Annotated in this window: 5 protein-coding genes; 1 reads left to right on the top strand and 4 read right to left on the bottom strand. The window is 67.0% G+C overall.

The features are described from left to right. Window positions 1-118 precede the first annotated feature (118 nt). The 4 genes from treY to AC1RKI_RS13905 all read right to left on the bottom strand — a co-directional run bounded on the left by treY (window position 119) and on the right by AC1RKI_RS13905 (window position 9,368). The gene (gene treY, locus AC1RKI_RS13890; RefSeq protein ID WP_492795761.1) at window positions 119-2,812 is read right to left on the bottom strand and encodes a malto-oligosyltrehalose synthase; all 2,694 of its coding nucleotides are present in this window, start codon (window positions 2,810-2,812) and stop codon (window positions 119-121) included. Beyond that, a complete protein-coding gene (treZ, locus tag AC1RKI_RS13895) occupies window positions 2,809-4,785 on the bottom strand; it encodes a malto-oligosyltrehalose trehalohydrolase (protein ID WP_492795907.1) in 1,977 nt (658 codons plus the stop codon). The genes treY and treZ overlap by 4 nt, the downstream gene beginning before the upstream one ends. Window positions 4,786-4,821: 36 nt before the next feature. Beyond that, window positions 4,822-6,453, bottom strand: coding sequence for a glycogen synthase GlgA (glgA, locus tag AC1RKI_RS13900; protein WP_492795763.1), 1,632 nt, complete (start codon window positions 6,451-6,453; stop codon window positions 4,822-4,824). 392 nt (window positions 6,454-6,845) lie between these two features. Beyond that, window positions 6,846-9,368 carry a glycogen/starch/alpha-glucan phosphorylase gene (locus tag AC1RKI_RS13905; protein ID WP_492795909.1) on the bottom strand — a complete coding sequence of 841 codons (2,523 nt, stop codon included), beginning with the start codon at window positions 9,366-9,368 and terminating at the stop codon, window positions 6,846-6,848. Between the two features lie 705 nt (window positions 9,369-10,073). On the opposite strand from AC1RKI_RS13905, the gene AC1RKI_RS13910 reads away from it, so the two are divergent. Next, window positions 10,074-12,011 (top strand): PAS domain-containing hybrid sensor histidine kinase/response regulator, encoded by a 1,938-nt coding sequence (locus tag AC1RKI_RS13910; protein WP_492795765.1) that lies wholly within the window; start codon window positions 10,074-10,076, stop codon window positions 12,009-12,011. The last annotated feature ends 1 nt before the right edge of the window (window position 12,012 follow it).

The raw sequence follows: 12,012 nt of genomic DNA on the forward strand, positions 1-12,012 counted from the left end.
GCACCAGTGTCGACGGGCGACGGGCGACGGGCGGCCAGCCAGCGGCAGTCATGGGCCAGCGCCCCCGGCGCCCCCCTCATCGGCCGCCGCAGTCATCGCCCGAAATAGCCCCCAGAAATCAGCCGCGCCCCACCTCGGACTCACGCATCAGCAGTGCCACCGGCAGCGTCGCAAACATGTCCTTGGCGCGCAACCACCCCGCATGCGACGTGAGGCTGTGGCCAGTCAGCGCGTCGGTCCACGCGCCGTCGCCCACGTGCAGGCCCGTGTCGCGCCAGCATTGCGGTGGCACGCGCGGCAGGGACTGATCGACATGCCGCGCCGCCAGCCGCGTGACTGCCACCACCATCTGCACGTTGCCGCATTGCCGCGCAAATGCCAAGACGTTGTCCGCCAGCTCTCCGCTTGCCGATAGCGGCGTGTAGCTGCCCTGCGCGAACAGGTCAGGTTGCGCCTGGCGCAGCTTCAGCGCGCTGCGGATCAGTTGCTGCTTGATGCGGCCGTCCTGCCAGTGCGAGAGCCAGTGCGCCCAGCCCGCGCGGCATTCAAGATGCGCCTGCAGGCGCGCGTAATCCGGGGCACGCCGATTGTCGGGATCAACGAGACTGAAATCCCACGTCTCGTTGCCCTGATAGCGGTCAGGCACGCCCGGCGCGGTCAACTGGAGCAGCGTCTGCGCCAGACTGTTCAGCGCACCGGCAGGGCCGATCCGCGCGGCAAAGCGCCCGATCCGTTCCAGCACGCTATCGGCCTCGCCGCTGGCCAGCGCCGGCAGAAAGGCTTCGCACGCGGCTTCGTATTCCTCGTCCGGATGCGTCCAACTGCCATGCCGCTTGGCTTCGCGAATCGACTTGCGTTGCCACGCCAGAATCCGCTCGACAAACGCACGCTGCGTCTCTTCCGATTGCAGTGCGAGAGGATCCGCTGGCCACGCGCCCACCAGCGTCTGATACAGCATCAGACGGTCCACGCCATCGGGGCCTTTTGGCGATGCAATCAGCAGCGGCGCAAGTTGCGCTTCCCAGCTCGCCACGGCGTCGGCCCATTCGTCGGGCAGTTCGCTCAGTACTGCCAGCCGCATGCGCGCATCCTCGCCACGCTTGTGGTCGTGCGTGGCGACGGCCAGCATGGCGTGGGCGAATGCCTTGCGCCGCGCGGCCATGCGATCGTGAAAACGCGCCGGCGCCATGGCCAGCGTGCCGGGATCGCTGCCCACTTCATTGCGCGACAGCAGGCGTCCGTAGCGATAGAACGCCGTGTCCTCGGTCGATTTGGCGGCCAGCGCCGGCATCAGTTGCTGAAGCTTGGTGCGTAGCACGCCGGCGGGCGTGTCCAGCGGCGCGTCATCGCGCAGGCGCTGCACGATGAAATCGAGCGCCGCTGCTTCGTCGGGCGACAAATGCGCGCGCGCCGCGTTGGCTGCGGACGTGACCATGTTGTCGTCATCGGTGGCGTCCCGCTCGTCATCGGCGCAGCCATCGCGCCCGGCGCTGGCATCGCCGTCATTGCCGGAAAGCGCGCGGACGTCATCACGCCCGGTGTAATAGCTGCGGTACACGGGAATCGCCGTCATGAAGGCCGACAGCGCCCGATGTAGCGCGTGACGGCTCAGGTCGCGCGTGATCGGCTGCGCACGGGCCGCGTCGTGCAGGCGCGTGCACAGCGCGTCGACTTCGGCCACCAGATGGCGCGCCAACACGCGATGGCGTCCGGCGCGCACTTCGTCGCAGAACTTGCGGTCGCTGCCGCTGATGCCCATCCACAGCATGTTCAGCCGTGCTTCGCCGCGCAGGTCGTGCATCACGGCGCTGACTTCGTCCATGAAGTCGTAGCCGGTCGTGCCGTCCGTCTGCCAGTTGCGCGGCAGCGGTTCGTTCTCGCCAAGAATTTTCTCGACCACCAGCCACGGATGCATCAGTGCCAGCGGCGCGGGCCGCCCGGCGCGCAACGTATCCAGACGCGCGCGCACGCGGCGGCAATAGCCTGCCGGATCGGCCAGCCCGTCGACGTGGTCGATGCGCACGCCGTCGATCCAGCCTTCGCGATAGAGCCGGAACACCAGCGCGTGCACCGCTTCGAACACGTCTTCGCATTCCTCGCGCACGCCGGCCAGATCCGTGATCTCGAAGAAGCGCCGGTAGTTAAGCGTCGCCGCGCCCGCTCGCCACCACGTCAGCCGGTAGTGCTGCTGTTCGAGCAGCCGGTGCAGCGCCTCGGGCTCGTGCGCGATGTCGTCGGAAATATCCTGACTGACGCTGGACTCGCACAGCGGCAGATCGAGGTCGCCATAGCGCAGGCTTGGCGCGCCATCGTCATGGCGCTGCACGGTCAAGGCGCCGGATTGCACGGTGTTCCAGTATGGCTCGCCAAGGATCGGCAGCACGACCTTGCCGCGCAGGTCTGCGTCGGGGCACTGCCAGTCGATGTCGAAATAGTGCGCGTAAGGGCTTTGCGCGCCGCGCGCCAGCACATCGCGCCACCATGCGTTGTGCATCGCGTCGGCTGCCATGTGGTTCGGCACGATATCGAGCACGATGCCAAGACCCGCGGCGCGCGCGCGTTCGGCCAGCGCCAGAAAGCCTGCTTCGCCGCCAAGCTCGGGATTGATGCGCGTGAAATCGGTGACATCGTAGCCGTGCGTGGATCCCGGTCGCGCCGTGGTGATCGGCGACAGGTACAGATGGCTGACGCCAAGGCCGGCGTAGTAGGGCACCAGATCGGCGGCGTTGGCAAACGTGAATCCCGCGTGTAGTTGCAGCCGCGCCGTCGCGCGTGGCACGCCGGCGTGGTCCAGATCGGCGGATTGCGTCATGGCGATGTGTTGGGCGAATCGGATGCGGGATGCAGACAGGCGATGCAGCAGTACCCGGGCAGCGTGCCCGCAGTCAGCGACGCGATGGCGCCGGCCTGGCTGGCGTGCAGCATCTGCCCGCCATCGCAGTCCACCTGCACCGGCGCTTCGCCCAGATTGAGCCAGATCGCCAGATGGCTGCCGTCGCCCATGCGCCAGCGCGCCACCAGTGCCTTGTCGGCAAGCGGCGTGACGCCGGCGGTGCGGCAATCGCGCAGACGCGGCACGATTTCGTGTCGACGAATCGACAGCAGCTCGCCGTAGTAGTGGTTCCACGCGCGGCAATAGCCGTCGGTGTCGTCGCAAACGGGGCGCGACGCGTCGAAGGTTTCGATTGCGTTCGGGTCCGATATCTCCGCCGCGCGTGCGTCGTCGCGGAAGGCGCTCGACGCGGCGAATTCGCGACGGCGTCCGTCGCGCACCGCTTGCGCCAGTTCGGGCGGATGATCGGTGAAGTACAGGAACGGCGTGCGAGCGCCGTGCTCCTCGCCCATGAAGACCAGCGGAATCTGCGGGCACAGCAACTGCAACGCCACGGCGGCGCGCAGCGCATCGGGATCGGCCAGCGCAGCCAGCCGTTCACCGAAGGCGCGGTTGCCGGTTTGATCGTGGTTCTGCAGGAACATCACGAAGGCTGTCGGCGAAAGCCCGGCGCTGCGCTGGCCGCGCCGCACCTCGCGCCCTTGCATGGGACCGTCGGCGTCGCCGCTGCGGTGCGGTGAGACCTCGCCCTGCCACGCGAATCCTTCGGACAGCACGCGCGCCAGATGATGCAGCGCCGGCACGCCGGGTTGTTGAGTGCGCGCGGCGCCCGGCAACGGCGCCTGGTATTCGCGATAGTAGCCATCGTGTTCGTCCGTCAGCAGCACATGCAGCGCGTGATGGGCGTCATCGTTCCATTGCGCGTCGAATCCGGCCTGCAGCAGGCTCGCGTCGTTGTGGTCGTTTTCCAGCACCAGATGGATATGGCGATTGGGCAGGCATTCGCGCAGCGTGGCGGCCAGCTGCGGCAGCCAGCCTTCGTCTTCGATCGCGTGCACGGCATCCAGACGCAGGCCGTCGAAGCGGAACGATTCGAGCCAATAGCGTGCGTTCTCGCCGAAGAAGCGACGCACTTCTGCGCGGCGGAAATCGATGGCGGGGCCCCACGGCGTCTGCCGGTCCTCGCGAAAGAAGGCGCTCGCGTAGCGATGCAGGTAATTGCCTTCGGGGCCGAAGTGGTTGTACACCACATCGAGCAGGACCATCAGTCCCAGGCCGTGCGCGGTGTCGATCAGCGTGCGCAGATCGTTCGGGCTGCCGTAGCTGTGCTGCGGCGCAAACGGCAGCACGCCGTCATAGCCCCAATTGCGCTGGCCTGGAAACTCCGCCAACGGCATCAGCTCGATGGCCGTAAAGCCGAGCGTCGCCAGCCGCGGCAATTGCGCGGCGGCGCCGGCGAAGCCGCCATACAGGCCCACGTGCATTTCATAGATCACGGCCTCCTGCCACGGCCGGCCGCGCCATTCGGTGTGCTGCCATGCGAAGTCGTTGGCCGGACTGTCCGGCGAGCAGAGCACGCTGGCGCCGTGCACGCCGTCCGCCTGTCTGCGGGACGCAGGATCGGGCACGATGGTGCCGTCGTCGAGGCGGAACCAGTAGCGCGCCCCGTCACAGCATGGCGCCACCGCTTCGAACCATCCGGAGCGCGCTTCGACCATCGGCACGGGCGCCATGCCAGCCACTTCCAGTCGCACGGTCTGGCCTTGCGCGGCGGCGTCGGGCGCCCACAGGCGGAACCGCACGCGGCCATCGGCGAGCCTGACCGGGCCGAACTGATACGCCTGGGCGCTTTTGTCGCCGCATGGCAGCAGGCGCGCGTCGGCGCCCAACGTCTGCCAGTTCGGGGGAGGCGCCACACCGCCGCGCGGCGGCATGGCGGGGACAGAGCTCATCATGATGCGCTACCTCGGGCAAGAGTCCGGCAAGTTTCAGGCGAGCGTTGCGGCGGGGCCGGGGTCGGCAGCGGACAACGCCGCCGTGTCCGGCACGAGCACCGGGCGGCGCGCGCGGGCGGGCGTGGGGCGCACCGGCACGGTCCCGATCCTCTCGGCTTCAGCTTCGGCATGGGCAGGCGCCACCGGCAGACCGGCCAGCGCTGGCGACAGTGCGCCATACAGCGCCAGATACTGCTGCGCCGGCGATTCCCAGCCGAAGTCGCCTTGCATGCCGCTGCGTTGCAGGGTGCGCCAATGGCGCGGGCGGCCATACCAGCCTAGTGCACGCGCGATGGCCACGCCCATCGATTCGACCGATTCGCCTTCGAACACGATGCCGTTGGCACGCGCCAGCGGACTGGTGCCGTTGCCCACATCGCGCACGGTGTCCGCCAGGCCGCCTACACGCGACACGATGGGCACGGTGCCGTAGCGCATCGCGTACACGGGCGTCAGGCCGAACGGCTCGAAGCGGCTGCCGTGCAGCAGCGCGTCGGCGCCCGCATGCAGCAAATGCGCGTCTTCCTCGCGATAGCCGATGGTCACGCCGACACGTCCGGGATGGCGCTGCGCCAGCGCACTGTATGCCGCTTCCAGCGCCGGGTCGCCGCAGCCGAGGACCACGAACTGCACATCGTCATGCGTGGCCAGCGCCTGCTCGATCGCCGGCAGCGCCACGTCGGCCATCTTCTGATGCGTCAGCCGGCTGCCCATGGCGATGATCGGGTGGTCGGGGTCCAGCGGCAGACCGTGGCGTGCCTGCAGCGCTGCCTTGCATACGCGCTTGTTGGCGATGCTGCGCACGTCATAGCGCTGCGGCAGCAGCCGGTCGGTGGCGGGCGACCATGCATGGGTATCGATGCCATTGGGAATCGCGCCCAACGCCGCCGCGCGGTGGTTGAGCAAGCCATCGAGCCCATGCCCGAAATGCGGCGTCAGGATTTCGCGCGCATAGGTGTGGCTGACCGTGGTGATCCGGTCGGCATAGCGGATGCCGGCCTTCAGGAAATTGATCTTTCCCCAGAACTCGATGCCGTCCGGCGTCAGGCAGCTTGCGGGCAAGCCTATACGTTCGGCGCACTCCATCGGGAACACGCCCTGAAACGCGAGGTTGTGAATCGTGCAGACGCTGGGAATGCGCAGGCCGCGCAGATGCATCAGCAGCGGCGTCAGCGCGGCATGCCAGTCATGCGCATGCACGAGGCTGGGCACCGGCAACGGCGTCTCGCCAGCGGCAATGGCCGCCGCGGCGTGCGCCAGCGCGGCAAAGCGCTGGGCGTTGTCGCAGTAGTCGCGGCCGGTGGCGTCCACGTAAAGCGAGCCAGGCCGGTCGTACAGCGACGGGCAATCGAGAAAAGCCACGCGCACGCCGCTATCGGGCATCAGCCCCAACAGCAGCCGCGCCGGACTATGTCCGGGAGGCAGCGCCATCGGCAGTTGGATCGTGCCCAGGCTGCGCACGTCGCGCGCCGCGGCAATTGCGCGCGGATAGCCGGGCATCAGGATGGTGACGTCGGCGCCGCGCTGCGCCAGTGCCTGCGCCAGCCCGCCCACGACATCGGCCAATCCGCCGGTCTTGGCCAGGGGCTGCGCTTCCGCCGCGACAAACAAGGTGTTTGCGTTCAAGGTGAGACTCCCGCTCATTGCTGTTCTGTTCTATTTGGGACGTGCTGCCTGCGGCGTCGGTGACGGCGCGGCGTACAGCAATGCGAACTTTGTGCCAGCTTGCGGCGGTGCAAAATGCAGTCCGCTTTCCTTGTGCCGTCAACGGCGGACGCCGCGCGGCGGAGCGGTCGACAAGGTCTCGGATGTATAAGCTGCTGGCGCTGTTGTAGAAAGTGCAGCGCCGCGCCGGCGAATGGGCCACCTCTGTAAATGTTCGCCGCGCCGTGGCGCGGGAGGGAACAAAGCTTCAGAACCGGTGCAGTGGCGTGCGAGGGGGCGTGCGAACGGGCGTGCGAAAAAGCTGTGCGCATCGGCGTCCGGGATCGAGCACCCGGACGCGCATCCGGCGTCGTCTACTTGCAGCGCTCGCTGAATCCGCCGCTGGCTGGCTCGCCTGGATCGGCGGGGCGATGCGGCCCCTGCACCTGGCCGCTCGAGCGTCGCAGCAGGCAAACCGGCACGGCGTTCACATGCCATACGCGCTCGGCGTATTCGCGAATCGCACGATCGGACGAAAACCGTCCCGAGCGCGCCGACGACAGCACCGACATCCGCTGCCAGCGCTGCGTATCGGCATAGGCCGCCGACACGTCGCGCTGGCACTGCAGATAGGATGCAAAGTCCGCCATCAGCATGTACGGATCATGCTGCAACAGGCCGTCGAACAGCGGACGAAACACCGCGGCGTCGCCCTTCGAGAAGAAGCCGTGCTGGATCAGATCCACTACCGCGCGCAGTTCGGGGCTGCTGTCGTAATAGTTGGCCGGGTGATAGCCGGCCGCCTTGAGCGCATAAACCTCGGTGGCATTGAGGCCGAACGGGAAGAAATTCTCCGCGCCGATGGCGTCGCGCAGTTCGATATTGGCGCCGTCCATGGTGCCGATGGTCAGCGCGCCATTCATCGCGAACTTCATGTTGCCGGTGCCTGACGCCTCCTTGCCAGCCAGCGAAATCTGCTCGGATAGATCGGCCGCCGGATAGATCTTCTGCCCGTAGGTGACATTGAAGTTGGGCAGAAATACCACCTTGAGCCGATCGCGCACCTGCGGATCGCGGTTGACCACATCGGCTACCGACGTGATGAAGCGGATCATCAGCTTGGCGTAGTGATAGCCCGGCGCCGCTTTTCCGCCAAACAGGAAGGTGCGCGGCAAGACATCGGCGTGCGGATCGGACTTGATCTGGTGGTACAGCGCGATGATGTGCAGCACGGCCAGATGCTGGCGCTTGTATTCGTGGATGCGCTTGACCATCACGTCGAACATCGATGTCGGGTCCACCGACACGCCGGTGCATTCGTGGATCAGGCGCGCCAGGTCGCGCTTGTTGTCGAGCCGCACGGCCTGCCACTGCTCGCGGAACGCGGCGTCCTCGGCGAACGGCTCGAGCGCCTGCAGTTGGTCCAGGTCCTTGATCCAGCCGTCGCCGATGGCGTCACTGACCAGCCGCGTCAGGCGCGGGTTGGACAGCGCCAGCCAGCGTCGCGGCGTCACGCCGTTGGTGATGCTGGTGAACTTGTCGGGCCACATGGCGTGGAAATCCTGCAGCACGTCCTCGCGCATCAGCCGCGAATGCAACTCGGCCACGCCGTTGATGGTGTGGCTACCTACGCACGCCAGCCCGGCCATGCGCACGTAGCGCTCGCCCTGCTCGTTGATCAGTGACAGCCGCGCCAGCCGCGTCGCGTCGCCGTAGAAGCGGATGCGCACTTCGTCGAGGAAGCGCGCGTTGATCTCGCAGATGATTTCCAGATGGCGCGGCAGGATGCGGCGGAACAGTTCCACCGGCCACTGCTCCAGCGCCTCGGGCAGCAGCGTGTGGTTGGTATAGGAAAACGCGCTGCGCGTGATGTGCCAGGCGTCGTCCCACGCCAGGTCGTGATCGTCCACCAGCAGGCGCATCAGTTCGGCAATGCCGACGGCCGGATGCGTGTCGTTGAGCTGCACGGCGAACTTCTGATGGAAGCGCGTCACCGGGATGCCGTGCGTGGCCAGCAGCCGCAGCATGTCCTGCAGCGAACACGCGACGAAGAAATACTGCTGCTCCAGCCGCAGTTCCTTGCCCTGCACGGTCTCGTCGTTGGGGTAGAGCACCTTGGTCAGGTTTTCCGAGGTGATCTTGCGGCTCACCGCACCCAGGTAGTCGCCCCGGTTGAAGGTGTGGAAGTCGAACGCCTCGGTGGCTTCGGCGCGCCACAGGCGCAGCGTATTCACCGTGTTGACGCGATAGCCGAGAATCGGCGAATCGAACGGCACGCCGACCACCGTCTTTTCCGGCACCCATCGCACGCGATAGCGGCCGCGGTCGTCGGTGTAGTGCTCGGTGCGTCCGCCCAGCCGCACCTGTACGGCCCATTCGGAACGCTGGATCTCCCACGGGTTGCCGTGACGCAGCCAGGTGTCGGTGGTCTCCACCTGCATGCCGTCGATGATGTTCTGGTGGAAGATGCCGTATTCATAGCGGATGCCGTAGCCGAGCGCCGGGATTTCGAGCGTCGCCAGCGAATCCATGAAGCACGCCGCCAGACGCCCCAGGCCGCCATTGCCGAGGCCCGGCTCTTCTTCCTGCGCCAGGATGTCGTCGAGATCGAGGTCGAGCGACGCCATCGCGCCGCGCACCTCGTCGACGATACCGAGGTTGACGAGGTTGTTGCCCAGATGCGGGCCCATCAGGAATTCGGCGGAAAGATACGCCACCGTGCGCGACGGCTGTGCCTGATAGGTCTCAGCTGTGCTGATCCAGCGCTGTACCAGCCGGTCGCGCACGGTATGCGCCAGGGCCTGGTAGAGATCGTTGCCGCTGGCATGACCGGGAAGCTTTCCCTGCGTATAAAAAACGTGATCGAGAAACGCGCGCCGGATCGTGGCGCTGGACATCGCGGTTCTCGTGTCGTCGCCCTGGTCATGCTGCGACCGGACTTCTTGAGCGGTACTGCGGTTTGCATCGGCATGGGCCGGCCAGAGCCGGGATGCATCGGTCATCACGTAACTCCTACACGAAAAGGACAAATAATCGATATCGATGGGCGCGGCGCGATCTTTCATGCTAGAAATCGTGCCTCCGGCGTCAAGTTACAGACTGCCGGTAAAGCTGGTATGAAAGCTGCTGCACTGACGATTCCATTTTTCACGTGAACGGCTGCGAGGCGCACCATGGCGAACCAGATTCCGCACGACCCCGTACGCAAGCCGGACCCCCGGCCCGACCAGAGTCCCGATCACGGCAAGGAAAAAGGGGATCAGCCGGCACGCAACCTGCCGGACAAGCATCCAACGCCGCCCTCGGCCACTCTGCGTGGGGCGCGTGCCGCGCGAGCGGTGCGACGCTGGTCGACCGCGCGCGGCGCGCATGCAACGTAAGGATTCCAGCACCCTTGGCGCGATCGTTGTACGAATTGCATTCGCGCTATCTGCGGATCGCGAAGCGCCAGCTATGATTAAAAGGCGCTGCCATGGGGGCCACGATAAAACCCGTTGCAGCCGTATGGCAAAGCGCCGCGGAACGCTGCGACGATTGCCGCAAGAATCGTCACAGAGCGCTGCCATATTTCCATAGAACAATCCGAACAAAAGGGACTCCGCATGCCGGACCTGCAGACGGATGGCACGCCAGGCGTAGTCGTGCGCCGGGCGGGGAGGGAATCGATATCGGATGGCGCGCCCGCGCCAGGGGATCGCGCGCGTGCGCTGCTCGATGCCGTGGACGATACCGCGATCTTCGAGATCAGTCTCGACGGGCATGTCTGCCTGTGGACCGAGGCTGCACGCCGCACCCTGCTGTACACCGAACAAGAAGCGCTGGGCAGCCACCTGTCGCGCTTTCACTCCGTCGAATCCGCCGCCACCGGCGAGCCTGCGCGCTGGATCGAGGCTGCCCGGCAAAGCGGACGCGCCGAAGACCGCGGCTGGCGCGTGCGTCGCGACGGCAGCGTGTTCTACGCCAGCGCAGTGCTGGTGGCGTTGCCTGATACCGATGGCGCACCCAGCGGGTTCGCCGTGGTCTATCGCGACATCACCATCCAGTACGCCGCCGAGGAACATGCGCGGCAGACAGAGGCGCGCCAACTTCAACTGCTGGCGCAGCTCGACGATACCGCGGTGTGCGAACTGAGCGCACAAGGCGAGATCCGCAGCTGGAGCCCGGGCGCCGAGCGCCTGTTCGGCTATACCGCGGCCGAGATGGTGGGACAGCCGCTGTCGAGCCTCTATCCGGGCAACGATGCTGCGGCCGATGGCGAACAGACCGGGCTGCAAGCCGTGCGCGCAACCGGCAGCTGGTGCGGCGAGCAACGCCTGCAGCGTCAGGACGGCACAGTGGTGCGCTGCCGCATCCAGCAGGTGCTGCAGCGCGACAGCGCCGAAAGCCTGTCCGGCATCCTGTGGACCGCGCGCGATATCACCGATACGGCGCGGCTCGATGAACTGGAGCGCGCGGGCCATCGCGTGCAGGCGTTCCTCGCCATCCTGGCCCACGAGCTGCGCAACCCGCTGGCGCCGATCCGCAATGCGGTCGACGTGATCCGGCTGACGCCGGGCGGCGACACGCGCATTCGCCATTGCGCCGAGATCATCGGCCGCCAGCTGCAGTTGCTGACGCGGCTCGTCAACGACCTGATGGATGTGGGGCGCGTCACCAGCGGCAAGCTGAAGGTGCAACGGGTGCCGATCCTTTACAACGACGTGGTCACCGCATCGATCGAGGCTATCCGCCCGGCGCTGGAAGCGGCCAGCCAGACGCTGACGGTCACGCTGCCGCCCGGGCCGGTGTTCGTCAACGGCGACGCGGCCCGGCTGGAACAGGTCATGTCGAACCTGCTCAGCAATGCCACCAAGTACACGCCGCGCGGCGGCACGGTGACGGTGCGCGTCAGGGCCGACGATGGCCAGGTGATCACTACCATCAGCGATACGGGACGCGGTATTGCCGACGCGGCGCTCGAGCGCATCTTTCATCTGTTCGCGCAGGAGGGCGATGCCGACACCGCGCGCAGCGGGCTCGGCATCGGCCTGGCCCTGGCGCGCGCGGTGGTCGATGCGCATGGCGGCGCGATCCGGGCCAGCAGCGCGGGCGAAGGTCGCGGCAGCACGTTCACGGTGATCCTGCCCGAGGTCGAAATGGATGGCGCCGGCATGCAGCGCGCCAGCCCGGCCACATGCACGGGCCAGCGCATCCTGATCGTCGACGACAGCGCCGATTCGGCTGACAGCATGGCCGAGTTGCTGATCGTGCTGGGACACGACGCGCGGCCGGCTTACACCGGCCTGCGCGCGCTGGAGATATTGCGCGACTTCACGCCCGACGTGGTGCTGCTGGATCTGGAAATGCCGGACATGAGCGGCTTCGAAGTGCTGGCGGTGCTGCGCCGCGAGCATCCCGGCCTGCGTGTGTTCGCTCTGACCGGCCGCGGCACGCCCGAGGACCGGCGACTGACCGAATCCGCCGGCTTCGACGCGCATCTGGTCAAGCCACTGACCGTGGAGGCGTTGTGCCGCGCGCTGGCCGGAGACCTCCGCGCGTGAT

The organism is Cupriavidus sp. GW822-FHT06G04, assembly GCF_058799075.1.

Excerpts from the sequence above, each read along its gene's own strand:
- treY (WP_492795761.1), bottom strand. The coding sequence starts at position 2,812 with ATGACGCAATCCGCCGATCTGGACCACGCCGGCGTGCCACGCGCGACG.
- treZ (WP_492795907.1), bottom strand. The coding sequence starts at position 4,785 with ATGAGCTCTGTCCCCGCCATGCCGCCGCGCGGCGGTGTGGCGCCTCCC.
- AC1RKI_RS13905 (WP_492795909.1), bottom strand. The coding sequence starts at position 9,368 with ATGTCCAGCGCCACGATCCGGCGCGCGTTTCTCGATCACGTTTTTTAT.
- AC1RKI_RS13910 (WP_492795765.1), top strand. The coding sequence starts at position 10,074 with ATGCCGGACCTGCAGACGGATGGCACGCCAGGCGTAGTCGTGCGCCGG.